Origin of the sequence: Roseovarius sp. EC-HK134 (assembly GCF_902498815.1) — a bacterium.
Lineage (GTDB): Bacteria > Pseudomonadota > Alphaproteobacteria > Rhodobacterales > Rhodobacteraceae > Roseovarius > Roseovarius mucosus_A.
Genome location: NZ_LR701544.1, coordinates 3370319 through 3394114, shown reverse-complemented (window position 1 = coordinate 3394114; position 23796 = coordinate 3370319). Strand labels below are relative to the sequence as shown.

Annotated in this window: 25 protein-coding genes and 1 tRNA gene; 17 read left to right on the top strand and 9 right to left on the bottom strand. The window is 59.3% G+C overall.

Translation table 11 applies throughout. The annotated features are described in order from the left end of the window. Positions 1 to 158 precede the first annotated feature (158 nt). A complete protein-coding gene (locus GC127_RS20250) occupies positions 159 to 1244 on the top strand; it encodes an ABC transporter ATP-binding protein (protein WP_008280969.1) in 1086 nt (361 codons plus the stop codon). Positions 1245 to 1254: 10 nt separating this feature from the next. On the opposite strand, the gene GC127_RS20245 is transcribed toward GC127_RS20250, so the two are convergent. After that, a complete protein-coding gene (locus GC127_RS20245; protein ID WP_081506167.1) occupies positions 1255 to 2898 on the bottom strand; it encodes a CTP synthase in 1644 nt (547 codons plus the stop codon). A 169-nt stretch (positions 2899 to 3067) separates the two neighbouring features. Next, entirely contained in the window at positions 3068 to 3430 is a 363-nt protein-coding gene (secG, locus tag GC127_RS20240; protein WP_008280967.1) for a preprotein translocase subunit SecG, read from the bottom strand. 203 nt (positions 3431 to 3633) lie between these two features. On the opposite strand from secG, the gene GC127_RS20235 reads away from it, so the two are divergent. Both GC127_RS20235 and GC127_RS20230 read left to right on the top strand, forming a co-directional pair. Further along, the gene (locus tag GC127_RS20235; protein ID WP_008280966.1) at positions 3634 to 4929 is read left to right on the top strand and encodes an adenylosuccinate synthase; all 1296 of its coding nucleotides are present in this window, start codon (positions 3634 to 3636) and stop codon (positions 4927 to 4929) included. A gap of 9 nt (positions 4930 to 4938) precedes the next feature. Continuing rightward, positions 4939 to 5163 (top strand): DUF2842 domain-containing protein, encoded by a 225-nt coding sequence (locus GC127_RS20230; RefSeq protein WP_008280965.1) that lies wholly within the window; start codon positions 4939 to 4941, stop codon positions 5161 to 5163. Between the two features lie 72 nt (positions 5164 to 5235). Here the strand turns inward: GC127_RS20230 and GC127_RS20225 are convergent, their stop codons facing one another. Continuing rightward, a complete protein-coding gene (locus tag GC127_RS20225) occupies positions 5236 to 7644 on the bottom strand; it encodes an FAD-dependent oxidoreductase (RefSeq protein ID WP_151979422.1) in 2409 nt (802 codons plus the stop codon). Between the two features lie 253 nt (positions 7645 to 7897). Here GC127_RS20225 and GC127_RS20220 point away from each other — a divergent pair, with 253 nt between their 5' ends. Beyond that, the gene (locus GC127_RS20220; RefSeq protein ID WP_008280963.1) at positions 7898 to 8266 is read left to right on the top strand and encodes a hypothetical protein; all 369 of its coding nucleotides are present in this window, start codon (positions 7898 to 7900) and stop codon (positions 8264 to 8266) included. Between the two features lie 184 nt (positions 8267 to 8450). Next, positions 8451 to 10877 carry an FAD-dependent oxidoreductase gene (locus GC127_RS20215; protein ID WP_151979421.1) on the top strand — a complete coding sequence of 809 codons (2427 nt, stop codon included), beginning with the start codon at positions 8451 to 8453 and terminating at the stop codon, positions 10875 to 10877. A 4-nt stretch (positions 10878 to 10881) separates the two neighbouring features. Here GC127_RS20215 and GC127_RS20210 read toward each other — a convergent pair whose 3' ends face one another. Further along, a complete protein-coding gene (locus GC127_RS20210; protein WP_081506164.1) occupies positions 10882 to 11145 on the bottom strand; it encodes a hypothetical protein in 264 nt (87 codons plus the stop codon). A gap of 10 nt (positions 11146 to 11155) precedes the next feature. Then, positions 11156 to 11809, bottom strand: coding sequence for an alpha/beta hydrolase (locus tag GC127_RS20205; RefSeq protein ID WP_008280960.1), 654 nt, complete (start codon positions 11807 to 11809; stop codon positions 11156 to 11158). 158 nt (positions 11810 to 11967) lie between these two features. On the opposite strand from GC127_RS20205, the gene GC127_RS20200 reads away from it, so the two are divergent. The 11 genes from GC127_RS20200 to GC127_RS20150 all read left to right on the top strand — a co-directional run bounded on the left by GC127_RS20200 (position 11968) and on the right by GC127_RS20150 (position 20526). After that, on the top strand, positions 11968 to 12429 hold the full coding sequence (locus GC127_RS20200) for an Rrf2 family transcriptional regulator (RefSeq protein WP_008280959.1): 462 nt from the start codon (positions 11968 to 11970) through the stop codon (positions 12427 to 12429). A 65-nt stretch (positions 12430 to 12494) separates the two neighbouring features. Continuing rightward, complete coding sequence (locus tag GC127_RS20195) at positions 12495 to 13538, top strand: cysteine desulfurase family protein (RefSeq protein ID WP_151979420.1); 1044 nt, start codon at positions 12495 to 12497, stop codon at positions 13536 to 13538. Positions 13539 to 13555: 17 nt separating this feature from the next. Beyond that, positions 13556 to 15079, top strand: a complete 1524-nt coding sequence (gene sufB, locus GC127_RS20190; RefSeq protein ID WP_008280957.1) for a Fe-S cluster assembly protein SufB — start codon at positions 13556 to 13558, stop codon at positions 15077 to 15079. 23 nt (positions 15080 to 15102) lie between these two features. Further along, complete coding sequence (locus GC127_RS20185; protein WP_037297626.1) at positions 15103 to 15417, top strand: heavy metal-binding domain-containing protein; 315 nt, start codon at positions 15103 to 15105, stop codon at positions 15415 to 15417. Position 15418: 1 nt separating this feature from the next. Beyond that, positions 15419 to 16024 (top strand): hypothetical protein, encoded by a 606-nt coding sequence (locus tag GC127_RS20180; protein WP_151979419.1) that lies wholly within the window; start codon positions 15419 to 15421, stop codon positions 16022 to 16024. Between the two features lie 32 nt (positions 16025 to 16056). Continuing rightward, entirely contained in the window at positions 16057 to 16812 is a 756-nt protein-coding gene (gene sufC / locus GC127_RS20175) for a Fe-S cluster assembly ATPase SufC (protein WP_008280954.1), read from the top strand. After that, positions 16812 to 18101 carry a Fe-S cluster assembly protein SufD gene (gene sufD, locus GC127_RS20170; protein WP_151979418.1) on the top strand — a complete coding sequence of 430 codons (1290 nt, stop codon included), beginning with the start codon at positions 16812 to 16814 and terminating at the stop codon, positions 18099 to 18101. Before sufC ends, sufD begins: the two co-directional genes overlap by 1 nt. Then, positions 18101 to 18586, top strand: a complete 486-nt coding sequence (locus GC127_RS20165) for a hypothetical protein (RefSeq protein ID WP_008280952.1) — start codon at positions 18101 to 18103, stop codon at positions 18584 to 18586. Before sufD ends, GC127_RS20165 begins: the two co-directional genes overlap by 1 nt. After that, complete coding sequence (locus tag GC127_RS20160; protein WP_254700208.1) at positions 18583 to 19179, top strand: Yip1 family protein; 597 nt, start codon at positions 18583 to 18585, stop codon at positions 19177 to 19179. Before GC127_RS20165 ends, GC127_RS20160 begins: the two co-directional genes overlap by 4 nt. Before the next feature lies 1 nt (position 19180). Beyond that, complete coding sequence (locus GC127_RS20155) at positions 19181 to 20401, top strand: cysteine desulfurase (protein ID WP_151979416.1); 1221 nt, start codon at positions 19181 to 19183, stop codon at positions 20399 to 20401. 48 nt (positions 20402 to 20449) lie between these two features. Continuing rightward, a tRNA-Arg gene (locus GC127_RS20150) sits at positions 20450 to 20526 on the top strand. On the opposite strand, the gene hpt is transcribed toward GC127_RS20150, so the two are convergent. Next, entirely contained in the window at positions 20527 to 21075 is a 549-nt protein-coding gene (gene hpt / locus GC127_RS20145; RefSeq protein ID WP_081506160.1) for a hypoxanthine phosphoribosyltransferase, read from the bottom strand. It abuts the tRNA gene before it with no gap. Between the two features lie 71 nt (positions 21076 to 21146). Between hpt and GC127_RS20140 the strand changes: the two genes are divergently transcribed. Next, on the top strand, positions 21147 to 21599 hold the full coding sequence (locus GC127_RS20140) for a type II toxin-antitoxin system RatA family toxin (RefSeq protein ID WP_151979415.1): 453 nt from the start codon (positions 21147 to 21149) through the stop codon (positions 21597 to 21599). A 15-nt stretch (positions 21600 to 21614) separates the two neighbouring features. On the opposite strand, the gene GC127_RS20135 is transcribed toward GC127_RS20140, so the two are convergent. Genes GC127_RS20135 through GC127_RS20125 form a run of 3 tightly spaced genes read right to left on the bottom strand, consistent with a single transcriptional unit; the run spans position 21615 to position 23712 of the window. Continuing rightward, positions 21615 to 22085: a CinA family protein gene (locus tag GC127_RS20135; protein ID WP_151979414.1), complete on the bottom strand. Its 471-nt coding sequence runs from the start codon at positions 22083 to 22085 to the stop codon at positions 21615 to 21617. Continuing rightward, positions 22082 to 22579 carry a phosphatidylglycerophosphatase A gene (locus tag GC127_RS20130; protein ID WP_151979413.1) on the bottom strand — a complete coding sequence of 166 codons (498 nt, stop codon included), beginning with the start codon at positions 22577 to 22579 and terminating at the stop codon, positions 22082 to 22084. The genes GC127_RS20135 and GC127_RS20130 overlap by 4 nt, the downstream gene beginning before the upstream one ends. Then, positions 22570 to 23712: a bifunctional 2-C-methyl-D-erythritol 4-phosphate cytidylyltransferase/2-C-methyl-D-erythritol 2,4-cyclodiphosphate synthase gene (locus tag GC127_RS20125; RefSeq protein WP_151979412.1), complete on the bottom strand. Its 1143-nt coding sequence runs from the start codon at positions 23710 to 23712 to the stop codon at positions 22570 to 22572. Before GC127_RS20125 ends, GC127_RS20130 begins: the two co-directional genes overlap by 10 nt. Positions 23713 to 23796 lie beyond the last annotated feature (84 nt).

The following is a 23796-nucleotide window of genomic DNA, read 5'->3' as shown; positions in this document are numbered from 1 at the left end:
GGGGAGCAACTCCTGAGGGTGAAAGATCGTTGTAACCAAACAGCTCTGTGCCGGGCTGTCAACGGACGGCCGCCATATGGCTTGCACAGGTGGCGAGGGGTTGATATTTCCAGCGGACAAAACCCGATAGAATTGATCGGATAGACCAAGAGGCCCCGGTGCAGACCCCAATTCCCCGGCTGGAAATCAAGAACCTGATGCGCCGCTACGACGGCCGGCATGTGGTCAATAACGTCTCCTTGCGGGTGATGCCGGGGCATGTGACCTGCCTGCTGGGGCCGTCTGGGTGTGGCAAATCGACGACGCTGCGGATGATCGCAGGGGTCGAGATGCAGGATTCGGGCGAGATTTGGGTGGATGGCTCGCTGGTCTGTGACACGGTCTATCGCGTGCCCCCCGAGCGGCGTCATATCGGTCTGATGTTTCAGGATTTCGCGCTGTTCCCCCATCTGAGCGTGGCGCGGAATGTTGGCTTTGGCCTGAGCGGGGATAAGGCCGCCAAGCAACGTCGCATCGAGGAATTGCTCGATCGGGTTGGTCTTTCGCGATATCTTAACGCCTATCCCCATGAACTTTCCGGGGGCGAGCAGCAGCGCGTTGCCCTTGCGCGGGCGTTGGCACCCCGCCCCGGTATCATGCTGATGGACGAGCCTTTTTCCGGTCTTGATAACCGCCTGCGCGACGGTATCCGCGACGAGACGCTGGAAATTCTGCGCGAGCAGGATACGGCGGTGCTATTGGTGACGCATGAGCCCGAAGAGGCGATGCGCATGGCTGATGAGATTGCGCTGATGCGCGACGGGCGGATCGTGCAGCAGGGCGCGCCCTATAACGTCTACAACGCCCCTGTGGATCGCAGCGCCATGGCGTTCTTCTCAGAGGTCAATGTGATCCGGGGGCGGGTGCGCGGCTCGCTGGTTGATACCCCGTTTGGTCAGTTTCTCTCGCCCGGGGCCTATGAGGGCAGCGAAGTCGAGATTGTGATCCGGCCACAGCACATCAAGATCGACTTTGACCGGCACGGGCGCGGTCCCAATCCAACCCCACAGGATGGCACGCCCGCGCGCGGTGTGGTCGAGCGCGCGCGCTTCATGGGGTCCGAGAGCCTGGTCGAGTTTCGCATGGATCACGACGGGTCACTGCTCAAGGCCACCGTGCCCAACGTGTTCCTGCCCAGACCGGGCAAGGCGCTCTGGCTGATGATCCGGCGCGACCGCTGTTTCCTTTTTCCCGTTAAGGGCTGAGGCGCGCGTCTTAGACCAGACGCGAGGTTGCAAGCGCCGCGCGCACGAAATCTGCAAAGAGCGGATGCGGCGCGAATGGCTTGGATTTCAGTTCGGGGTGATATTGCACGCCGATGAACCACGGGTGATCCGACCATTCCACAATCTCGGGCAGGCGGCCATCGGGCGACATCCCCGAAAACGTCAGGCCGCAGCCCTCGAGCTTCTCGCGATACTTGGTGTCCACCTCATAGCGGTGGCGGTGACGCTCATCAATCGCGGTGGTGCCATAGATCGCCGCAACCCGCGTGCCGTCCTTGAGCACGGCATCATAGGCCCCAAGACGCATGGTGCCGCCCTTGTCATCGCTGACCTTGCGCTGAACCTTCTCGTTGCCCTGCACCCATTCCTTGAGGTGGTAGACGACCGGCTCGAACCGGCGCTTGCCAGCCTCATGATCGAATTCTTCTGATCCGGCGTCCTTCATGCCGGCCACATTGCGCGCGGCCTCAATCACCGCCATCTGCATGCCAAGGCAAATGCCAAGATAGGGGATTTTGCGGGTGCGGGCGAATTCTGCTGCCTTGATCTTGCCCTCGGTGCCACGTTCGCCAAAGCCGCCGGGCACAAGGATGGCGTGAAACCCCTCAAGGTGGGCGGCGGGGTCTTCCCGCTCGAAAATCTCGGCATCGACCCATTCCACGTTGACCTTGACCCGGTTGGCCATGCCACCATGGATCAGCGCCTCTTTGATCGACTTATAGGCATCCTCTAGCTGCACATATTTGCCGACGATGGCGATATTGACCGCCCCGTCGGTGTTTTGGATGCGGTCCACCACATCAAGCCAGACTGTCAGGTCGGGTTTGGGGGCGGGGCTGATTTGAAACACATCGAGCACGGCCTGATCCAGCCCTTCGCGGTGATATGCCAGCGGGGCCTCATAAATGGATTTGAGATCATAGGCCGCGACGACATGTTCTTTGCGGACATTGCAAAAGAGCGCGATCTTTTCGCGTTCCTTGTCCGGGATCGGCTGTTCCGAGCGACAGACAAGGATATCAGGCGCGATGCCGATGCTCTGCAATTCCTTGACGCTGTGTTGCGTCGGTTTGGTCTTTAGCTCGCCACTGGCGGCAAGATAGGGCAGGAGGGTTAGATGCATGAAAATGCACTGTCCGCGCGGGCGGTCATGGCTGAACTGGCGGATCGCCTCGAAGAAGGGCAACCCCTCGATATCGCCGACAGTACCGCCGATCTCGCAGAGCATGAAATCAACCTCATCCTCACCAATGCTCAGGAAGTCTTTGATTTCATTGGTGACATGCGGCACCACCTGAATGGTTTTGCCGAGGTAATCGCCGCGGCGTTCCTTTTCCAGCACATTGGAGTAGATGCGCCCGGAACTGACCGAGTCAGAAATCCGTGCTGGCACGCCGGTGAACCGTTCGTAATGGCCGAGATCAAGATCGGTTTCGGCACCATCATCGGTCACGAAGACTTCGCCATGCTCAAAAGGCGACATCGTGCCGGGATCGACATTGAGATAGGGATCAAGTTTGCGGAGCCGTACTGAGAACCCGCGCGCTTGCAACAGCGCCCCAAGTGCGGCCGAAGCAAGCCCTTTGCCGAGCGAAGACACAACGCCGCCGGTGATGAAAATATATCGTGCCATGCGCTGAGGCCCCCGTGATCTCGTGTTTTTTATGGTCGGTCAAAAAACCCAGAGGTGGCCCAAAAGACCACCCTGCCACGGGATTTAACCTCTACAGGATTCGCGAGGATTACGCAAGCCAACCGCTAGATGATGTTGCGTAATCCCGTCGTGCCCTCAAAGAATTGTGTCAGTCCGCTGTCGGTGTCAAAGGTGCCGTATCGCCTGCAGGCGGTGGCATCAATGCGTCAACATCGGGAAGCGCGGGCGTAGTCGTCTCTGCTGCGGGCGGCTGATCGGTCAGACGGTCCAGAACCGAGACCCCAGCGGCATTTTGCGCCGCGATGATGGTCAGCGTGATCGAGGTCACGATGAATGCCGCCGCGAGAATCCATGTCATCTTGCCCAGGGCCGTGGCCGCCGCGCGGCCTGTCATGGCCCCGCCACCACCGCCACCCATGCCAAGCCCGCCGCCCTCGGAGCGTTGCAGCAGCACCACGCCGATAAGGGCGAGCGCAAGAAGAAGATGGACGGTCAGAACGACATTTTCCATGGATCAGGGGGCCTGTGCTTATGTCTCGATCTGCCGCTATCTATGCAATTCCGCGCCCGCCCGCAACCCGGCAATCGGCTCTGGCGTGCCAAATCGGGGAATGTAACGGCGTCTCGGGGGGCTGTGGTGAATTAGATGTTTCACCCGGCGCATCCCCCCGTTATACCAGCGCGCGGTTTGGACCAAATGCCGAGGGGTAAATCATGGCAAATGTCGTCGTCGTCGGGGCCCAGTGGGGGGACGAGGGAAAAGGCAAGATCGTCGATTGGCTGAGTGAACGCGCCGATGTGATCGCGCGCTTTCAGGGTGGCCATAATGCGGGCCATACTCTTGTGATCGACGGCAAGGTCTACAAGCTCAACGCGCTGCCCTCTGGCGTGGTGCGGGGCGGCAAGCTGAGCGTCATCGGCAATGGCGTGGTGCTGGACCCTTGGCATCTGGTCAAAGAGATCGCCTCGATCCGCGAGCAGGGCGTGACGATCACACCCGAGACGTTGATGATCGCCGAAAACACCCCGCTCATTCTGCCGATTCACGGTGAATTGGACCGCGCCCGCGAAGAAGCGGCCAGCAAAGGCACCAAGATCGGCACCACAGGGCGCGGCATTGGGCCTGCCTATGAGGACAAGGTGGGGCGTCGTTCGGTCCGGGTGGCGGATCTCGCGGATGAGGCCACGTTGATCGCGCGCGTCGACCGCGCGCTTCAGCATCACGATCCGTTGCGGCGCGGTCTTGGCATCGCCCCGGTTGATCGTGAGGCCCTGATTGCTCAGCTGAAAGACATCGCGGCGCAGATCCTGCCCTATGCCGCTCCGGTCTGGAAGGTGCTGAATGAACAGCGCCGCGCGGGCAAGCGGATCCTGTTCGAAGGCGCGCAGGGCGCCCTTCTGGATATTGATTTTGGCACCTACCCGTTTGTGACCTCTTCCAATGTGATCGCCGGTCAGGCGGCCACCGGCGTTGGTCTTGGGCCGGGGGCGATTGACTATGTGTTGGGCATCGTTAAGGCCTATACCACGCGCGTGGGCGAGGGGCCGTTTCCAACCGAATTGCACGATGCGGATGGTCAACGCCTTGGCGAGCGCGGGCATGAGTTTGGTACGGTGACGGGGCGCAAGCGGCGCTGCGGCTGGTTTGATGCCTGTCTCGTGCGGCAAACCTGCGTGACCTCTGGCGTCACTGGCATCGCACTCACGAAACTTGATGTGCTTGATGGGTTCGAGACGCTGAAAATCTGCGTGGGCTATGATCTGGACGGCACGCGGTTGGATTATCTGCCGACCGCTGCCGATCAACAGGCGCGGTGCACGCCGATCTATGAAGAGCTGCCGGGTTGGTCGCAATCGACCGAGGGCGCGCGCAGTTGGGCCGATCTGCCCGCCGAGGCCATCAAATATGTGCGCCGCGTCGAAGAGTTGATCGACTGTCCCGTCGCCCTACTATCTACCTCACCCGAGCGCGAGGATACGATCCTCGTGACAGACCCTTTCGCAGATTGAGGAGGACCGATGCCGCTCAGTTACAAGGCCCGGAAACGCTGGTCATTGGTGGTGTTGCTGGTGGGCTTGCCTGCCTATGTGGTGGCGGCAGTGACCCTTGTGAACTGGATGGATCGGCCCTCGATCTGGGTGGAATTGCTGATTTACGTGGGGTTGGGATTCCTTTGGATCGTGCCGCTCAAGCGCGTGTTCCTTGGGGTGGGGCAACCTGACCCGGACGCGTCAAAAGATTAACTTAGCCGTTCATATCCCTGAAAATACGTAAAAAACCGGCGCTTGCCCATGAGCATGCGCCGGTTTTCTGTTTCAGCCGCGCATCCGCGCCCCGTCCACGTCAAAGAGTGTCTCGGTGAGGATCGTTGCCGCCCGCTTGTGGCCCAAGATTTCGATCTCGGCCTGCAGCCCCGCCTCGGCCAGATCTGCGGGGATCAGGGCGAGCGCGATGGATTTGCCCGCATGGTGCGAATAGCCGCCCGAGGTACAAAAGCCACGCACCTCGCCGTCGATCCAGACCGGTTCGTATCCGTTGACATCGGCGTCCAGCGCTTCGACCTCAAACGCCACCAGTTTACGCGCCGCACCTGTCGCACGCTCCGCCTCGGCCGCCGCGCGACCAAAGAAATCGGTGTTCTTGGTAAAGCTGATGAACCGGTCCATCCCGGTCTCGCCGGGCGTGTAGTCTGGCGAAAACTCGTTGAGCCAAGAGCCAAAGAACCGATCCAGCCGCAGTGACATCATCGCCCGCATCCCAAAGGGCTGCATCCCGTGCTTTTGCCCCGTCGACCAAAGCACATCCCAGAGCGCGCGTTGTGCCATCGGATCACAGAAAATCTCATAACCCAGATCACCGGTATAGCTGACACGCTGCACAAGGCAGTCAACCATCCCCACGGTGGCGCGGCGCACATCCATAAAGCGCATCTCGCCCAGCGGGTCACGGGTGCAGGCCATGAGCACCTCGCGCGCTTTTGGCCCGGCGATTTGAAATCCGTTAAGCCGGTCGGAAATATTCTCAACACGCACGCCTGTCGCCTCGTTCTGCGCGAACCAGCGCATATGGACAGCTTGCGCGCCATAAGAGGCGGTGAGTTGAAAGGTCGTGTCATTGAGACAGGAGACCGTGAAATCGCCCCAGAGCCGCCCCTTGGGCGAGAGCATCGGCGTGAGCGAGAGCCGCCCCGGCTTGGGAATGCGCCCGGCCATGATCCGGTCGAGCCAATCGCGGGCACTTGGCCCGGTGACAAGGTATTTGCCGAAATTATGCACCTCATTGATGCCCACGGCCTCGCGGACGGCTTTGACTTCGCGCGCGGTTGCATCCCATGCGTTGGAGCGGCGGAACGAGGGCGTCTCATAGCGCGGTTCGTCGGCTTTGGCAAAGTAGTTGACCACCTCCAAACCATATTGTGCGCCCCAGACTGCGCCCATACCGTCGAAGACCTCGTACATCGGTGTTTGGCGGAAAGGGCGTGCGGCGGGCAGTTCTTCGTTCGGGTAGCTGACGCTGAACCGTTTCTGATAGTTTTCAATCACTTTCGGGCGGGTGTAGCCCGGTGTGATCCAGTCACCAAAGCGCGCCACATCCATCGCCGTCACGTCGCGTTCGCATTCGCCGTGGATCATCCATTGCGCCAGCATGAGGCCGACGCCACCGCCCTGAGAAAAGCCCGCCATCACGCCGCAGGCCGACCAATAGCCGCGCAGTCCGGGAATGGGGCCGACCAGCGGGTTGCCATCGGGGGCAAAGGTAAAGGGGCCATGAATGACCGATTTGACGCCCGCGTCTTCCAGAACGGGAAAACGACGATAGGCGAATTCGATGCTGGCTTCGATCTTGTCGAGGTTGTCGGGCAAGAGCTCGTGGCCGAAATCCCACGGCGTGCCGTCAACCGCCCATGGCCTGCAAGGCTGTTCATAAAAGCCGATACACAGCCCGCGACCCTCTTGGCGCAGATAGCTTTCGCCGGCGGGGTCCATGACATGCGGATGTTCGGTTTCGCGGTTGTAGATGTCGGGAATTTCGTCGGTGACGATGTATTGATGTTCCATCGGATGCAGCGGCAGGTAGACGCCCGCCATTGCCCCTACCTCGCGCGCCCAGAGGCCGCCCGCGTTGACCACATGCTCGGTGTGGATGGTGCCCTTGTCGGTTATAACGTCCCAAGTGCCATCGGCGCGCTGTTTGGTTTCACGCACCATGCAATGCGTCTCGATGCTGGCCCCGCCCATGCGCGCAGCCTTTGCATAGGCATGGGTGGTGCCAGACGGGTCAAGATGCCCGTCCAGTGGATCGTAGAGACCGCCGATGATCCCCTCGATATTGGTCACCGGCGCGATCTTGGCGATTTCTTCGGGTGTTACGATATGGGTGTCGAGGCCCATGTAGCGGTGTTTGGCCCGCTCGGCCAAAAGCATGTCAAAGCGGTCCCGGTTGTCGGCAAGCGTCACACCGCCAACATGATGCAGCCCGCAGGACATGCCGGTGATCTCTTCAAGCTCCTTATAAAGGCGGATGGTATAGCCCTGAAGGGCCGCCATATTGGTATCACCGTTCAGCGTATGAAACCCGCCCGCAGCGTGCCAGGTAGAGCCGGAGGTTAATTCCGAACGCTCCAACAGCATGACATCTGACCAGCCCAGCTTGGTCAGGTGATAGAGCACGGAACAGCCGACGACACCGCCGCCAATCACGACCACACGGGTGCTGGTCTTCATTTTATAACTCCCTGAGATTTTGCCAGAGCCTGCCAGTGGCGCTGGAAAGATCATGTCTGTTAGCGACAGATTATGCCGTATTTGCCTAGGGCTTTGCGCGGTATGGCACAGAATCCACCAGAGATTGCTTTAACAAATCTTGCCAAAATACAATCATAGGGAGAATCATTGAAAAGATTATCCCTTTAAAGTATTAGTTAATTGCTCGCGTTATTGTGCGGGTAACATCAATTTAACCTAGGAGGCCTTTGAAATGGCACAAGATTTTTATGAATTTGATCAAAGCGCAGTTGATGCCGCCCTTGACGTCGCCCGCCGCAGGCATGAGGGCCATACCGCAGCCAAGAATCTGACCGCACAGTCCGCTCTTCCGGCGGGTGGCGGGCATGTTGCGGTCGCGGCTCAGTGCATCTCTGTCAGCGTGTCAAACCATCAAGTCTGTATCAACCTTCCACTCGGGCTTGGCAAACATTGCCTGCCTCTGCCCGTATCCATCCCCGATGGCACTGCTGCCGAAGCGTGTTTGGACATTTGCACCAAGTTCGGCATCCCGACCGGCGTCAAAGTGTCGGTCAAGGTTGCCGGAAGCACGGTGATCAGCGAGACCTTTGGCATTTGCTGAGGTAACGCAGCTCTGACTCTTCTGACCGATTTATTTGGTGTGCGGCCTGTCCCTGCGGGGGCAGGCCAATCTTTTGCTCATTGGCGCTGACTTGCATCACAGCGACAGAATATGTCGGGGATCGGCAATCGAATTGCGGTCCACCGCTTCAGGATATGGGCAGAAAATTCCAAAGGGACCCCCCATGAAAACCCATGCACAGGCTGTCGTGATCGGCGGCGGCGTTATCGGATGCTCGATTCTCTACCACCTGACCAAGCTTGGGTGGACCGATGTTGTCCTTTTGGAGCGCAATGAATTGACCAGCGGAAGCACATGGCATGCCGCTGCGAATATCCACGGGCTGCACGACAGTGCCAATATCAGCCGGCTGCAACATTACACGATGAACCTCTATAACGAGTTGGAGGCAGAGACCGGACAAAGCTGTGGCGTGTTCCAGCCCGGCAGTCTCTATCTGGCACAGACCGAGAATCGCGAGCATCAGTTGCGCCTGCAAGCTGCCAAGGCCAAGCTTTACGGCATGAATTTTCATGAAATTGGCCGGGACGAGGCAGAACGCCTGCATCCGCTGGTGAATTTCGACGGTATTCGCTGCATCATGTATGAGCCCGATGGCGGCAATGTCGATCCGTCTGGCGTGACCAATGCCTATGCGGTGGGCGCACGGCAGCGCGGTGCGGAAATCCACCGCTTCACCCCGGTTACGGCGACAGTGCAGCAGGCGGATGGGTCTTGGATCGTCGAGACGCCCAAGGGCAACATCCATACGCCTTGGGTGATCAACGCGGCAGGGCTTTGGGGGCGCGAGGTGGCCAAGCTGGCGGGGATCGAGCTGCCTTTGCAACCCACCGAACATCAGTATTTCGTCACCGAAATGATCGCCGAGATTGCGGGCCTGGATCGGCGTTTGCCGTCGGTGGCGGATCGCGACGGGGAATATTACCTGCGCCAAGAGGGCAAGGGCCTGCTGATCGGGGCCTATGAGCGCGATATGCGGTTCTGGGCCGAGGACGGCACGCCCCTTGATTTCGCGCATGACCTATTTCCCGATGATCTGGAGCGGATTGAAGAAAACATGCTGCGCGCGATAGACCGTGTGCCTGTGGTGGGCACGGCGGGGATCAAGCGGGTAATCAACGGCCCGATGATCTGGTCGCCCGACAGCAACGTGATTCTGGGGCCTGTGCCCGAGCTTAAGGGGTATTTCTGTTGTAATGGCATCATCCCCGGCTTTAGCCAGTCGGCGGGCATGGGCTGGATGGTCGCCGAATGGCTGATCAACGGCGAAATGAAATATGATATGTTTGCGTGGGACGTCGCGCGGTTTGGTCTCTGGGCCAATAATCGCGAATTCGTAAAGGCCAAGGTTCGCGATCAATACGCGCATCGCTTTTCGATCCATTTTCCGAATGAAGAGCGCAGCGCGGGGAGGCCTTTGCGGACACGGCCCGTCTATCAGATGCAAAAAGACATGGGTGCGGTGTTTGGCCTGAACTATGGCTGGGAGCATCCGCTGTGGTTCTCTGACGCGCCCGGCACGACTGACACCAACGGGTTTACCCGCCAGAATTGGTGGGGGCCGGTGGGTGAGGAATGCAAGATGCTGCGCGCGCGGGCCGGTATCATCGACATCTCGAATTTTGCCAAGTACCGGGTCAAGGGGCCGGGGGCAGAGGAGTGGCTGAACGCGGTCTTTGCGAACCGGATGCCCAAGGCGGTGGGACGGTCGTGCCTGACGCCGCTGATTGGCGTGCGGGGCGGCATCGCGGGCGATGCCACCGTAACGCGGCTGGCCGAAGACGAGTTCTGGGTGATCTCATCGGGCATGGCCGAGCGTTATCACAAGCGGTTCTTTGATGCCGTGCCGTTGCCGGAAGGGACCACTTTCGAGAGCCTGACCGATACAGTCTGTGGGTTCAACGTGGCCGGGCCTAAATCGCGCGAGATGCTGCAACGGCTGACCAATGCCTCGTTGGCGACAGAAGATTTCCCCTTTATGCGCTCGGCGCGGATTGAACTGGCTGGGGTCGATTGCGTTGCGATCCGTGTCAGTTTCACCGGCGATCTTGGCTGGGAATTGCACTGTCCCGCCGAGGATCAGGCGCAGCTTTACGCCGCCTTGTTGGCAGCGGGCCGCGAGATTGGGGCCGGGCCTGTGGGCAGCCGGGCGCTGATGAGCCTGCGCATCGAGAAGGGGTATGGATCGTGGAGCCGCGAATATAGCCCAGAATATTGGCCGCAAGAGGCGGGGCTTGCCGCGCTGTGCAAGATGGACAAGGATTTTCTCAATAAATCCGCGCTTGAGGCGGTGATCGGCCAAGAACCCCGTGAGCGGCTGGTGATCTTGCATCTGGAGGAGGTGGATGTAAGCGCATCCAATGCCGATGCCACGGGTGGCGAGCCGATTTTCAAGGATGGTTTGGGCGTAGGGCGCGTGTCTTCGGGGGCTTATGGCTATTCCGTCGGCATGAGTTTGGCGCTTGGCTATGTCAAGGGCGGGGCGATGCCGGGCGATGCGGTGGAAGTGATGGTGCTGGGTCGCCCGCACCGCGCGCATATTCTGCACGCGGCACCGTTCGACCCAGAGGGCGCACGCCTGCGCTCCTGAGGCTTCAGGCGTCGCCGCTGTCGTTTTTAGCGCCAGCGGCGGCCTCTTTTGCGGCCTTCATGCGTTTGAGCTTGTCCACGAGATAGGCCCGCGCCTTGATATTGGCGCGGCGCACACGCACAGCGGTCAAGAACGCCTCTTCGGCGGTTTGTGAGGTGGCCCCGAGGATTTTTTGCACATCGGTGATAATCATCTCATCGCCGGTCGCCTCGACCGCCTTGATCACGTCGCGGGCCAATTCGTCGGCCAAATCCTCGGTCACGCCCATGGGGTGCTCCTTAGCGTGTATTCTCGGTCAGGCGCCGTTTGACATAGGTGCTGACCGATCCGATCATCGTGTCCATATGCGGCTCTTTGAAGAAGTGATCCGCACCCTCGACCTCTTGATGGGTGATGGTGATGCCATGCTGTTCATGCAGCTTGTTCACCAAAGACTTGGTATCCGCAGGCGGGGCCACCCGATCATGGCTGCCGTTGATGATCAGGCCAGAGGCGGGGCAGGGTGCCAGAAAGCTGAAATCATACATATTGGCGGGGGGCGACACAGAGATGAAGCCGGTGATCTCGGGCCGCCGCATCAGAAGCTGCATGCCGATCCAAGCGCCAAAGGAAAAGCCTGCGACCCAGCAATGTTTGGAATTGTTGTTCATGGATTGCAGGTAATCAAGCGCCGAGGCTGCATCGGACAATTCACCGATGCCTTGATCGTATTCGCCTTGGCTGCGACCCACCCCGCGGAAGTTAAAGCGCAGCACGGTAAAGCCCATGTTGTAAAAGGCGTAGTGCAGGTTATACACGACCTTGTTGTTCATGGTCCCGCCGAATTGCGGATGCGGATGCAACACGATCGCGATGGGCGCGTCTTTTTCCTTTTGCGGGTGGTAGCGGCCTTCGAGCCGGCCTTCGGGGCCGGGAAAGATAACCTCGGGCATGGGTTCCCTGTGTCCTCTTCATGGGTGAGTGCGATAATCTTGACGACTTCGCTCGGGCACCTTAGAAATGTTCTAAATTGTGATCCGGGCCAGGATGGCTCAGAGCGAGATAAGCCTTGTGTCGCGCAAGGTCAATCTGTTCGCGTGGGGGGACGCCAATGAAACTGAGCACAAAAGGGCGCTATGCGATGGTTGCACTGGTCGATATCGCCTTGCAGCCGGCGGGATCGGTGGTGACTCTTGGCGATATTTCGAGGCGGCAGGATATTTCGCTGCCGTATCTGGAGCAGCTTTTCGTCAAATTGCGGCGGGCAGATCTGGTGAAATCGGTGCGCGGGCCCGGTGGGGGCTATCGTCTGATGCGCCCGGCGTCGGAAATCCGGGTCACGGATATTCTGGCGGCAGTGGATGAGACGATTGATGCGCTGCACAAGGGCGCGGGTGCCTCGGGGGCCGCGAGCGGATCGCGGGCGCAGTCGATGACCAACCGTTTGTGGGAGGGGCTGAGTGCGCATGTCTATGTGTTCTTGCACCAAACGCGGCTGAGCGATGTGGCGGGCAATTCGTTGGCACCCTGTCCGGCGGTGCCGCATCTCTTTGCCGTGGTGGATGACGAGTGATCAGGCCTTTCTAAGGGCTGTGCTGTCGCAGATCCTGCGTATTTCACTTGGAAGAACGGACAATCATGCAGAGAGTCTATCTCGATTATAACGCAACCGCCCCGCTGCGCGTTGAAGCGCGCGAGGCCATGCTGGACGCGATGGATCTGATCGGCAACCCCTCGAGCGTGCATGCCGAGGGGCGCGCCGCCAAAGGGCTGATCGAGCGGGCGCGGGCGCAAGTGGCGACGGCGCTTGGCGCGGATGGGGCTGATGTGATTTTCACCTCTGGGGCGACCGAAGCGGCGGCGCTCGCCTGTATTGGGCGACACCTCCATGGTGCTGCGGTCGAGCATGACGCGCTGACGTCTTGGATCACGCCCGATTTGCCGGCTGATGCCGACGGGCGGGTTGCGGTTGCGGATCCGGCGCAGGCTGTCTTGCAACTGGCCAATTCCGAAACCGGCGTGGTGCAAGCGCTGCCCAATGGGCTGGCCGTCAGCGATATGACCCAGGCCTTTGGCAAGCTGCCGCTGGCCTTTAACTGGTCCGGTGTCGAGATGGCGTTGATTTCGGCGCATAAACTTGGCGGACCGAAAGGGGTAGGGGCGCTGGTGATCAAGCGCGGCACCGATCTTGCGGCGCAGATCCGAGGGGGTGGGCAGGAAATGGGCCGCCGTGCGGGCACCGAGAATGTGGTTGGAATCGCCGGATTCGGGGCTGCGGCAGAGGCGGCCGGGCATGATTTGGCCGAGGGTATTTGGGACCCCATCGAAAAACTTAGAAACATTCTAGAAAATACCATTGCAGAGTTTTCAAATGAGACTATTTTTGTCGGGAAAGCTGCGCCGCGATTGCCGAACACCAGTTGTTTCATCACGCCCGGATGGAAGGGCGAAACACAGGTGATGGCGATGGACCTTGCCGGGTTTGCGATCTCTGCCGGGAGTGCGTGCTCCAGTGGCAAGGTCAAATCCAGTCGGGTGCTGCGCGCGATGGGGTTTGACGAGGCCATGGCGGGAAGCGCTATCCGCGTATCGCTGGGGCCGCAGACGACCGAGGACGACATTTTACGCTTTGCCGAGAGTTGGCTGAAGCGCTTGCAAAAACATCGTGGCCGTTTGGCCTGAGACGTAAGGAGAGGGGAATGGCTGCTGTGGACAAGGTTCAGGTCAAAGACGGGGTAGACCAGGAAACCGTCGATGCGGTCCGTCAAGTCGGCGAGGCGTATAAATACGGCTGGAATACCGATATTGAGATGGATTACGCGCCGCTTGGCCTGAATGAGGACATCGTGCGGCTGATCTCTTCCAAGAATGAAGAGCCGGAATGGATGACCGAGTGGCGGCTTGAAGCCTATCGCCGCTGGCTGACCAAGACCGAGCCCGAGTGGGCGATGGTCGATTACCCCAAGATCGATTTTCAGGCGCAGTATTACTATGCGCGCCCCAAGTCGATGGAGGTCAAGCCCAAGTCACTGGACGAGGTCGATCCCAAGCTGCTGGCAACCTATGAAAAGCTTGGTATTCCGCTCAAGGAGCAGTTGATCCTTGCCGGGGTTGAGGGGGCAGAGGATGCGCCCGCCGAAGGCCGTAAAGTGGCGGTCGATGCGGTGTTTGATTCGGTGTCCGTGGGCACCACCTTTCAAAAGGAACTGCGCCAGGCCGGGGTGATCTTTTGCTCCATCTCCGAGGCGATCCGCGAGCATCCTGAACTGGTCAAGAAATACCTCGGCTCTGTCGTGCCGGTCAGTGACAATTTCTATGCCACGCTGAATTCGGCTGTCTTTTCAGACGGGTCTTTTGTCTATGTGCCGCCCGGCGTGCGCTGCCCGATGGAATTGAGCACCTATTTCCGGATCAATGCCGAAAACACCGGCCAATTCGAGCGGACGTTGATCATCGCCGACAAGGGATCCTATGTCAGCTATCTTGAAGGCTGCACCGCGCCCAAGCGTGACACCAGCCAGTTGCATGCCGCTGTGGTCGAGATCATCATCGAGGAAGACGCCGAGGTGAAATATTCCACGGTGCAGAACTGGTATCCGGGCGATGAGAACGGCAAGGGTGGCATCTACAACTTTGTCACCAAGCGCGCCGATTGCCGGGGCGACCGGGCCAAGGTGATGTGGACGCAGGTGGAAACCGGCTCTGCCGTCACTTGGAAATACCCGTCCTGCATCCTGCGCGGCGATGACAGCCAAGGCGAGTTTTATTCCATCGCCATCGCCAACAACTACCAGCAGGCCGATACCGGCACCAAGATGATCCATCTGGGCAAGAATACCCGGTCACGCATCGTGTCCAAGGGGATCAGCGCGGGCCATGCACAGAACACCTATCGTGGGTTGGTCAGCATGCACCCCAAAGCCAAGAACAGCCGCAATTACACGCAATGCGACAGCTTGCTCATTGGTGACAAATGCGGCGCGCATACCGTGCCCTATATAGAGGTCAAGAACAACTCGAGCCGGGTCGAGCATGAGGCCACCACCTCCAAGGTGGATGACGATCAGATGTTCTATTGCCGCGCCCGTGGCATGGACGAGGAAGAGGCGGTGGCGCTTGTCGTCAACGGATTCTGCCGCGACGTGTTGCAGGCGCTGCCGATGGAGTTCGCCATGGAAGCGCAGCAGTTGGTGGCGATTTCATTGGAAGGGTCGGTGGGCTAACGTCCACCCTCGGGGAAAGTGCGATGATTGTAACCACAACTCCGAGTGTAGAAGGCCGCAAGATCGTGGATTATCGCGGCATCGTCGTGGGTGAGGCAATCATGGGGGCCAATATCGTGCGCGATTTCTTTGCGCAGATCACCGATGTGGTCGGAGGTCGGTCTGACTCTTATGAAAGCAAGCTGCGCGAAGCGCGTGAAGTCGCGTTAAGCGAGTTGGAAGAGCGCGCAGCAGAGCTTGGGGCCGATGCCGTGGTTGGGGTCGATCTCGATTACGAGGTGGTGGGCGATTCGATGCTCATGGTCTCGGCCAGCGGCACAGCGGTCGTACTGGACTGATATGGTTGGGTCAGACACCATAGACAGGCCGGTTCTTACCCTGCCCGATGCCGAAGCGGCGCACCTGCGCGAGGTGTATGCGCGAGCGGGGGTGATCCTTGAATATGGGTCTGGCGGTTCGACCGTTGTTGCCGCCGAGATGCAGGGCAAGCGGGTCTTTTCGGTCGAAAGCGATCAGGCCTGGGCCGAAATGATGCGTGGTTGGTTTGCACAAAATCCACCCGTGGCAGGCACAGAGGTGGACGTGATCTGGTCTGATGTCGGACCGACGAAGGATTGGGGATTCCCGCGCGATGCGAGTGGTTGGAAGACCTATGCGCAATATCCGCTCAAGATCTGGGATATGGCAGGTTTCGCGCAACCGGATGTGGTGTTGGTGGACGGGCGGTTTCGCACCGGCTGTGCCCTGGCGGCGGCGCTGCGCACTGAGCGACCTGTCACGGTTCTGTTCGACGATTACGCCCCGCGCAAGCATTACCACCGGATCGAGGATTTCATCGGCGCGCCCCGGCGGATGATCGGGCGGATGGCAGAATTCGAGGTGACCCCGCAGGATGTGAACCCTGCGCACCTCTTGACGATCATAGAGATGATGACGCGGCCCTGATGCCGCCAAGATATATAGAAGGATCATGGAAAATGTTGGAAATCAATAACCTGCACGTCGATCTTGAAGAAGAAGACAAGACCATTCTCAAAGGGGTCAACCTGAGTGTCGAGGCCGGCACCGTGCATGCGATCATGGGGCCCAACGGCTCTGGCAAGTCGACGTTGTCCTATGTGCTTTCGGGGCGCGACGGCTATAAGGTGACGGATGGCAGTGCCACTCTGGCTGGTGTTGATCTGCTCGACATGGACCCAGAAGAGCGCGCGGCGGCGGGGCTGTTTCTGGCGTTTCAATACCCGGTCGAAATTCCGGGCGTGGGTAACATGACCTTTCTGCGTACCGCCGTAAACGCGCAGCGCAAGGCGCGCGGCGAAGAGGAAATGAGTGCGGCAGAGTTCCTTAAGGTCGTCCGGGAAAAAGCGAAGACGCTCCAGATTGACGCCGATATGCTGAAGCGTCCGGTCAATGTGGGTTTCTCCGGGGGTGAGAAAAAGCGCAACGAAATCCTCCAGATGGCGATGCTGGAGCCCAAGATGTGCATTCTCGACGAGACCGATTCGGGCTTGGATGTGGACGCAATGAAACTGGTTTCGGACGGGGTGAATGCGCTGCGCGATGCGGGCCGCGCCTTTCTGGTGATCACGCATTACCAGCGGTTGCTTGACCATATCAAACCGGATGTCGTGCATATCATGTATGACGGGCGCATCATCAAGACCGGCGGGCCTGAACTTGCTCTCGAAGTCGAGCAGAACGGCTATGCCGATATTCTGGCGGAGGTGGCGTGATGGCGCAGCCGCAAGCAAAGCAAACCGCGCTTGAGGCGCGGCTGGAGGCCATGACATTGCCCAAAGGCGGGCTTTGGGCGACGGGCGCGCGAGAGGCGGCGCTGACGCGCTTGCAGGCTATGGGCCTGCCGGATCGGCGCGATGAATACTGGAAATTCACCCGCCCCGACACCCTGGTGCAAGCCGAGGCCCAGCATGCGGCGCTGTTTCTCAATGACGACGAGCCGGATAGCTTTGCAGCGGTTGATCGGCTCAAGCTGGTTTTCGTCGATGGCGTGTTCGATGCCGAGGCCAGCGATGATCCGACACTGGAAGGGGTGCGTATCGACCGGCTGAGCATGGCCGCGAAGAGCGATATCCATTGGGTGCGCGATCTCTACGGCGTGCTCGAAGAACGCGGGCAAACGCCTGTGGTGCGTCCGCTCGCCGCTCTGAACACCGCCTATGCCTCGGACGGGGTTCTGATCCATGTGACGGGCCGCCCGAGCAAGCCTATCAATCTGGTTTATGTCCATAAATCAGAGGTTTCTGATGCGATCCTGCATCATGTGATCAAGCTTGACCCCGAGGCCGAAGTTACCATTCTCGAGAATGGCCCCGCCGCCGCGCGGTTCAACAAGGTGATGGAAGTTGACGTCGGCGACGGCGCACGGTTTCACCATATCCGCACGCAGGGGCGTGATCACGAACGGCGCGCCGCGACCCATGTCTTTGCCCGGTTGGGAGCGGAGAGCCTCTTTAAATCCTTCACCCTGACGGCCAATGGGGTGATGACACGCAATGAATGTGTGATTGAGCTGTTGGGCGATGATGCGGTGGCGCATGTGGCAGGGGCCGCCATGGGTGATGGGGATTTCCATCAGGATGACACGGTCTTCGTGACCCATGATGCGCAGCGCTGCGAGAGCCGACAGGTGTTCAAAAAAGTGCTGCGCAACGGGGCGACGGGCGTGTTTCAAGGTAAGATCCTGGTGAAGCCCGGCGCACAAAAGACGGATGGCTATCAGATCAGCCAAGCGCTCTTGTTGGATGAGGACAGCCAGTTCCTGGCGAAGCCGGAACTGGAAATCTATGCCGATGACGTGGCCTGTTCGCATGGCTCGACCTCGGGGGCGATTGACGAGGATGCGCTCTATTACCTGCGGGCGCGGGGCATTCCGCGGCCGATCGCAACCGATCTGCTGACGCTCTCGTTTCTGGCCGAAGCCGTTGAGGAAATCGAGGATGAGGGCCTGCGCGAGGATATCAACAGCCAGCTTGCCGCTTGGCTGGAGCGCAGGCGCCGCTGATGCCGGTCACGACCGATCTTGTGGCCACCTATCGCGGTCCGCGCCGGGTGGTGCGGCGCTTGTTGGCCATGGGCCCGCGTGAAGACCGCGCGCTGGTGATGTTGATTGCGGCCTGTGTGGTGGTGTTTGTCGCGCAATGGCCACGCCTTGCGCGAGAGGCGCATTTGACGGGCCAAGAGCTTAATCCGCTGCTGGGGGCCTCGCTCTTAGCCTGGATTTTTATTGCGCCGTTGATCCTCTATGCACTGGCACTTATGAGCCATGGCATTGCACGGGTGTTGCGTGGCAAAGGAACCGCCTTTGGCGCGCGGATTGCCCTCTTCTGGGCGTTTCTGGCCGCTAGTCCGTTGATCTTGTTACATGGTCTTGTCGCTGGATTCGTTGGGCCTGGGCTAGAATTGCAGGGGGTGGGCCTTTTGTGGTTGCTGGTTTTCCTGTGGTTCTGGGTGTCGGGCTTGATCGAGGCAGAATGGGGCGGGGCATGACGCAGGCAGAGTTCAAGGCGCTGTTGCTGGAAACCTTGTTTCGCCCGCGAGAGGCGGCACGGGCGCTGATCGGGTTTGGCCTGCCGCAGCAGATACTGTGGATGGCACTGGCGCTGATGTCGGTGCTCAATGCGATCGTGTATTCTGTGTCATTGCGCCTTGCGCCGCCGATGGACCCGAGCGCGCCAACGCTGATGCCGCCGGCGTTTCATTCGCCGCTGCTTTTCACCCTGTTCTTGTTGGGGGCGCTTGTCATCACGGTCTATGCGCTCTTTTGGGTCGGCGGCATGCTGGGGGGCAAGGCGGCAGTGCAGGATGTTCTGGTGCTGATTTGCTGGTTGCAGGTCCTGCGCCTTATCCTGCAAGCGGCGGTTGCCGTGCTTGTTCTGGCCTTGCCAACGGTGGCAGCCCTGTTGATCTTTGTGTCGTCGGTCTGGGGGATTTATATCCTGACAGGATTCGTAGATACGGCGCACCGCTATGACAACATGCTGAAATCATTTGGAATTATCATCCTGTCCATTGCCGCAATGGCGGTCGGACTAAGCATTCTGCTAAACCTTGTCGGCGTGGCCGCAATGGGAGGGGCATAAGATGTTCGATGTCGAGAAAATTCGTGCCGATTTCCCAATCCTTGCACGAGAAGTGAACGGTAAACCCTTGGTTTATTTGGATAATGGGGCATCCGCACAAAAGCCGCAGGTGGTGATCGACGCAGTCACTCGGGCGTATTCGATGGAATATGCCAATGTGCATCGCGGGTTACATTACCTAAGCAACCTCGCCACCGAGAAATACGAGGCGGTGCGCGGGATCGTTGCGCGGTTTCTGGGGGTGGCCGATGAGGATCAGATCATCTTCAACTCTGGCACCACCGAGGGCATCAATATGGTCGCCTATGGCTGGGCGATGCCACGCATGGAGGCCGGTGACGAGATTATCCTGAGCATCATGGAGCATCACGCCAACATCGTGCCGTGGCACTTTCTGCGCGAGCGTCAGGGCGTCGCGCTGAAATGGGTGGATGTGGATGCGCGCGGTTCTCTTGACCCGCAAAAGGTGATTGATGCGATCACGCCCAAGACGAAACTGATTGCAATAACACATCTTTCCAATGTGTTGGGGACCAAAGTTGATGTGAAGGCGATCTGCGATGCCGCCCGGGCGCGCGGTGTGCCGGTGCTGGTTGATGGCTCTCAAGCGGCGGTGCATATGCCGCTCAACCTTGATGAAATGGGGTGTGATTTTTACGCAATCACTGGGCACAAGCTCTATGGGCCGTCAGGATCAGGGGCGATTTTCGTCCGAAAAGAGCGGATGGCCGAAATGCGCCCGTTCATGGGCGGCGGCGATATGATCCGCGAGGTGACGCGCGACGGGGTGACCTATAATGATCCGCCAATGAAGTTTGAGGCGGGCACGCCGGGCATCGTCCAAACGATTGGCCTAGGGGTCGCCTTGGAGTATATGATGGGCATTGGCATGGGGGCGATCAGCGCCCATGAGGATGATCTGAGCCACTATGCGCAAGAACGTTTGGCGGGGCTCAACTGGATCAATGTGCAAGGCACGGCACCGGATAAGGCGGCGATTTTCTCCTTTACCATGCAAGGTGCTGCGCATGCCCACGACATCTCGACCATTCTCGACAAAAAGGGCGTGGCGGTGCGGGCCGGGCAGCATTGCACCGGGCCGCTGATGGAGCATCTGGGGGTAAGTGCCACCTGCCGCGCGTCTTTTGCCATGTATAACACGCGCGAAGAAGTGGATGTGTTGGTCGAAGCTCTTGAGCTGGCGCATGAGCTTTTCGGCTGATTTTACGATTGCGGGGCCGGTCTGGCCCCGCTATACCACCGCAAAAGTGGACCCATAGCTCAGCTGGATAGAGCGCTGCCCTCCGAAGGCAGAGGCCAGAGGTTCGAATCCTCTTGGGTCCGCCATTAACGCTCCTCAGTGACAAATCTCACCTTGCCGATATAGGGCAGGTTACGATTGCGTTGGGCATAGTCGATGCCATAGCCCACGACAAACTCATCGGGGATCTCGAACCCGATCCAGTCGGCCCGAATATCCGCCTCGCGGCGCGAGGGTTTGTCGAGAAGGGCGATGGTTCGGAGCTTATGCGGCCTTCGGCTCTGGAGGAGGTGCAGCACGTGAAAAAGTGTATGACCTGTGTCCACGATATCTTCGACAACGAGCACGTCGCGCCCTTCAATATCGCCACGCAAGTCCTTGAGAATACGCACTTCTCGACTGCTTTCCATGGCGTTTCCATAAGAAGAGGTCTCAACAAAATCAACCTCGACCGGCAGGTCAAGCTCGCGCACGAGATCGGCGATAAAGATGAAAGAGCCGCGCAAGAGGCCCACCACCACCAATTTTTGGGTGCCTGCAAATTCGGCCTCGATCTCATGCGAAAGCGCCTCGATTCGCGCGGCTATGCTCTTGGCCGAGATCATTTTATCGATAACATAGGCGTGCTGCGGCATGTGACCCCCTTGAACATCCCTGGACAGTCTAGGAAAAAGCGACGCACTGTCACGCGGAAACCGGGGGGCGCATGCCAACACATTCAGAAACACGTGTTCTACGCTACACGGCTGAGCAGATGTATACGCTTGTCGCTGATGTGGCCAGCTACCCGCAATTCCTGCCGTGGACGGCGGCAGCGCGGGTGCGATCCTTGCGCCCGCAAGACGATGGGTCTGAAATCATGGAGGCGGATCTTGTGATTAGTTTCAAGGTGTTCCGTGAACGCTTTGGCAGTCGCGTTGTGCTCTGGCCCGAGATGCGGCGGATTGAGACCGAATATCTGGAGGGGCCATTTCACCACATGCGCTCGAACTGGGCGTTTCGCGATGTCGAAGGCGGGTGCGAGGTCAGCTTTGATGTGGATTTTGCGTTCAAAAACAGATTGTTGCAATCGGCAGCGGATCTGTTTTTCTACGAGGCGATGAAGCGGATTGTGCGGGCCTTTGAGCAGCGGGCACAAGAGCTGTATGGCGCGACATGAGCTATGGACGACAAGTTATTCATTTAAAGCGATAAAAAGCATTTTCAAAGCGTGGTCGCGCGCGTTTTCACGAACGGCGCTGCGGCCCAGAGGGCCAAACTCAACCGTTTCCGTTTTGGTCGGGTGGCCCGCCATCGCGAGGCCAAAGCAAACGCGACCTTCGGGTTTGTGCTCGGACCCGCCGGGGCCTGCGATGCCGGTGATGGATACGGCGAGATGGGCTGTGCTATGGCTGAGGGCCCCTTGCGCCATTTCCTGTGCCACCTGCTCTGAGACTGCGCCATAGGTGGCGAGCGTGTGCTCTGACACGCCTAGCATCTCGATTTTCGAGGTATTTGAATAGGTTACAAAGCCACGTTCAACCACAACTGAGGAGCCAGGAACATCGGTCAAGGCGGCGGCCACCATGCCGCCTGTGCAGCTTTCTGCGGTGGCGATCATGAGGCCGCGCGCACTGGCGAGTGTTAGAATTTCGTTTGTGATCATAGGCCTAGAACCCCGTGATAGAATCCTGCGGCCAGCAGCACACAGAGGGCTGCGGCAAGGCCGGCGAGGATATCATCAAGCATGACGCCAAGTGCGTCATTGCGGCGGTCAGCCCAGCCGATGGGGCCGAGTTTGGTAATGTCGAAGAACCGAAAGGCGACGAAGGAAAAAACAAAGCCTGGCCATAGGCTTAGGAGGTCAGCCCCGGCATGAGACGCCCCAATCGACACTGGCAAAAAGGCAAGCCATTGGCCGGCCACCTCGTCGATCACGATCTCTGACGGGTCGTGGTTATCTTTTCCTTTTGTTTCCACATGTGTAGCCCACCATCCTAAAGCGAAGGCGAGTACAATTCCCACGAGGAGGAGGGCGGGACCACCGGCCAGATGTAGCACCCATGCCACAGGCAGAGCCGCAAGAGACCCCCAAGTGCCCGGAGCTGGGCGCAGGTGGCCCACGTAAAAAAACGTGCAAATCAAATGGGTTAGGCGCATGTCTTGACCAATGTGACAACGGCCTGAGCGGCAATGCCTTCCTCTCGTCCGGTGAAGCCAAGGCGTTCGGAGGTGGTGGCTTTGACAGAAATCCGGTCCGGCGCAATGCCGGTGATCTCGGACAAAGCGGCCTGCATGGCGGGGGCATGGGGCGTTATCTTGGGCCGTTCACAGATTAGAGTGACATCTATATTATTGATTTTAAATCCTAACTCGGATGCCAATGCAACGGCATGACGCAAAAAGATGTGGCTTTCGGCCCCTTTCCATTGGGGATCGCTGGGGGGGAAGTGACGGCCAATGTCGCCCTGCGCCAAACCACCATATATTGCGTCTGCAAGAGCGTGAAGCCCTACATCTGCATCGGAATGGCCTTGCAGACCGCGATCATGCGGGACGGCCACACCGCAGAGCATGCAATGGTCGCCAGGGCCGAAGCGATGCACATCAAAACCTGAGCCGACACGTATATCCATCTGATTTCCAAGTATTTTCTCGGCACGCGCAAAGTCGTGCGGGTGGGTGATCTTGAGATTATCCTCATCGCCGTCGAGGATGGCAACCTTTATGCCTGCGGCGCGGGCCACGGCAACATCATCGGCGGCGTCGCCGTCATGCGCCTGATGAGCGGCAAGGATAGTTTTGAAATCAAAGGCTTGTGGCGTTTGGGCGCGGTAGAGGCCGGTGCGGTCGCGGGTGCCGGTTACCTGGCCTTCGGCCCCAGTCCAGAGCGCATCTGTGACGGGCAATGCCGGGGCCAGTGCGGGCAAGTCGGTGTTGGCGATTTTGTAAGCTATGTAAGCTATGTAAGCTGATTTTGTACAACAGCGCGCGACATCGTGGATAAGCACGTGATCGGGCGGGTCGCTTGCCAGCGCTTCGAGCCCATTTCGGACCGAAGAGGACCGGGTTGCACCGCCGGTTGTGACCGTGATCCGGGGATTAGGGGCGAGCTGACCGAGGTCGTCGGGATGGAGCACGACCAAAATGCGGTCGATGCCGTCGGCACCCAAAAAGGCGTCGAGCGTCCAGTCGATTACGCGGCGGCCCAGAAGGGGCTGCCATTGCTTGGGGCAGTCCCCGCCTGCGCGGGTGCCACGACCGGCGGCGACGATGAGGGCGGCGGTTGTCATGCCTCTTGATTAGGGCGGGTTTTATCCAAGCGCAATGGCTGAGCATCTGCCTATTTATTAGGCGTTACGTCGCGCTGCGACTGT

What these genes read in the sequence shown, in the direction of transcription:
- GC127_RS20245 (WP_081506167.1), bottom strand. Translation starts at nt 2,898, where the DNA reads ATGGCACGATATATTTTCATCACCGGCGGCGTTGTGTCTTCGCTCGGC.
- secG (WP_008280967.1), bottom strand. Translation starts at nt 3,430, where the DNA reads ATGGAAAATGTCGTTCTGACCGTCCATCTTCTTCTTGCGCTCGCCCTT.
- GC127_RS20235 (WP_008280966.1), top strand. Translation starts at nt 3,634, where the DNA reads ATGGCAAATGTCGTCGTCGTCGGGGCCCAGTGGGGGGACGAGGGAAAA.
- GC127_RS20230 (WP_008280965.1), top strand. Translation starts at nt 4,939, where the DNA reads ATGCCGCTCAGTTACAAGGCCCGGAAACGCTGGTCATTGGTGGTGTTG.
- GC127_RS20225 (WP_151979422.1), bottom strand. Translation starts at nt 7,644, where the DNA reads ATGAAGACCAGCACCCGTGTGGTCGTGATTGGCGGCGGTGTCGTCGGC.
- GC127_RS20220 (WP_008280963.1), top strand. Translation starts at nt 7,898, where the DNA reads ATGGCACAAGATTTTTATGAATTTGATCAAAGCGCAGTTGATGCCGCC.
- GC127_RS20215 (WP_151979421.1), top strand. Translation starts at nt 8,451, where the DNA reads ATGAAAACCCATGCACAGGCTGTCGTGATCGGCGGCGGCGTTATCGGA.
- GC127_RS20210 (WP_081506164.1), bottom strand. Translation starts at nt 11,145, where the DNA reads ATGGGCGTGACCGAGGATTTGGCCGACGAATTGGCCCGCGACGTGATC.
- GC127_RS20205 (WP_008280960.1), bottom strand. Translation starts at nt 11,809, where the DNA reads ATGCCCGAGGTTATCTTTCCCGGCCCCGAAGGCCGGCTCGAAGGCCGC.
- GC127_RS20200 (WP_008280959.1), top strand. Translation starts at nt 11,968, where the DNA reads ATGAAACTGAGCACAAAAGGGCGCTATGCGATGGTTGCACTGGTCGAT.
- GC127_RS20195 (WP_151979420.1), top strand. Translation starts at nt 12,495, where the DNA reads ATGCAGAGAGTCTATCTCGATTATAACGCAACCGCCCCGCTGCGCGTT.
- sufB (WP_008280957.1), top strand. Translation starts at nt 13,556, where the DNA reads ATGGCTGCTGTGGACAAGGTTCAGGTCAAAGACGGGGTAGACCAGGAA.
- GC127_RS20185 (WP_037297626.1), top strand. Translation starts at nt 15,103, where the DNA reads ATGATTGTAACCACAACTCCGAGTGTAGAAGGCCGCAAGATCGTGGAT.
- GC127_RS20180 (WP_151979419.1), top strand. Translation starts at nt 15,419, where the DNA reads ATGGTTGGGTCAGACACCATAGACAGGCCGGTTCTTACCCTGCCCGAT.
- sufC (WP_008280954.1), top strand. Translation starts at nt 16,057, where the DNA reads ATGTTGGAAATCAATAACCTGCACGTCGATCTTGAAGAAGAAGACAAG.
- sufD (WP_151979418.1), top strand. Translation starts at nt 16,812, where the DNA reads ATGGCGCAGCCGCAAGCAAAGCAAACCGCGCTTGAGGCGCGGCTGGAG.
- GC127_RS20165 (WP_008280952.1), top strand. Translation starts at nt 18,101, where the DNA reads ATGCCGGTCACGACCGATCTTGTGGCCACCTATCGCGGTCCGCGCCGG.
- GC127_RS20160 (WP_254700208.1), top strand. Translation starts at nt 18,583, where the DNA reads ATGACGCAGGCAGAGTTCAAGGCGCTGTTGCTGGAAACCTTGTTTCGC.
- GC127_RS20155 (WP_151979416.1), top strand. Translation starts at nt 19,181, where the DNA reads ATGTTCGATGTCGAGAAAATTCGTGCCGATTTCCCAATCCTTGCACGA.
- hpt (WP_081506160.1), bottom strand. Translation starts at nt 21,075, where the DNA reads ATGCCGCAGCACGCCTATGTTATCGATAAAATGATCTCGGCCAAGAGC.
- GC127_RS20140 (WP_151979415.1), top strand. Translation starts at nt 21,147, where the DNA reads ATGCCAACACATTCAGAAACACGTGTTCTACGCTACACGGCTGAGCAG.
- GC127_RS20135 (WP_151979414.1), bottom strand. Translation starts at nt 22,085, where the DNA reads ATGATCACAAACGAAATTCTAACACTCGCCAGTGCGCGCGGCCTCATG.
- GC127_RS20130 (WP_151979413.1), bottom strand. Translation starts at nt 22,579, where the DNA reads ATGCGCCTAACCCATTTGATTTGCACGTTTTTTTACGTGGGCCACCTG.
- GC127_RS20125 (WP_151979412.1), bottom strand. Translation starts at nt 23,712, where the DNA reads ATGACAACCGCCGCCCTCATCGTCGCCGCCGGTCGTGGCACCCGCGCA.